The organism is Mycobacterium sp. E3247, from assembly GCF_001667785.1.
Lineage (GTDB): Bacteria > Actinomycetota > Actinomycetes > Mycobacteriales > Mycobacteriaceae > Mycobacterium.
Genome location: NZ_LZJG01000551.1, coordinates 1 through 579 on the forward strand (window position 1 = coordinate 1; position 579 = coordinate 579).

The window sequence follows — 579 nt, forward strand, 5'->3', positions numbered from 1 at the left end:
CACCCAGGGCGCCGACGTCGAGCGCGAGTACTACTTCAACGACCACGGCGCCCAGATCGACCGCTTCGCCAACTCGCTGATCGCCGCCGCCAAGGGCGAACCGACGCCCGAGGACGGCTATGCGGGCGCCTACATCAACGACATCGCCGCGCAGGTGCTGGCCAAGGCGCCCGACGCGCTGAGCCTGCCGGCTGCCGAGATGCACGAGACGTTCCGCGAAATCGGTGTCGACCTGATGTTCACCCACATCAAGGAGTCGCTGCACGAGTTCGGCACCGACTTCGACGTCTACACCCACGAAGACTCGATGCACACCAGCGGCCGCGTCGATCAGGCCATCGCCCGGCTGCGCGAGACCGGCAACATCTACGAAAAGGATGGCGCAACCTGGTTGCGCACCAGTGCCTTTGGGGACGACAAGGACCGCGTCGTGATCAAGAGCGACGGTAAGCCGGCCTACATCGCGGGCGACATCGCCTACTACCTGGACAAGCGGCAGCGCGGCTTCGACCTGTGCATCTACATGCTCGGCGCCGACCACCACGGATACATCGCCCGGCTCAAGGCCGTGGCCGCCGC

General features: G+C 66.0%; 1 protein-coding gene. It reads left to right on the top strand.

What is annotated here, in order from left to right:
* A partial coding sequence (argS, locus tag A9X04_RS28195) for an arginine--tRNA ligase (RefSeq protein ID WP_082975305.1) occupies positions 1–579 on the top strand: 579 nt, incomplete at both ends.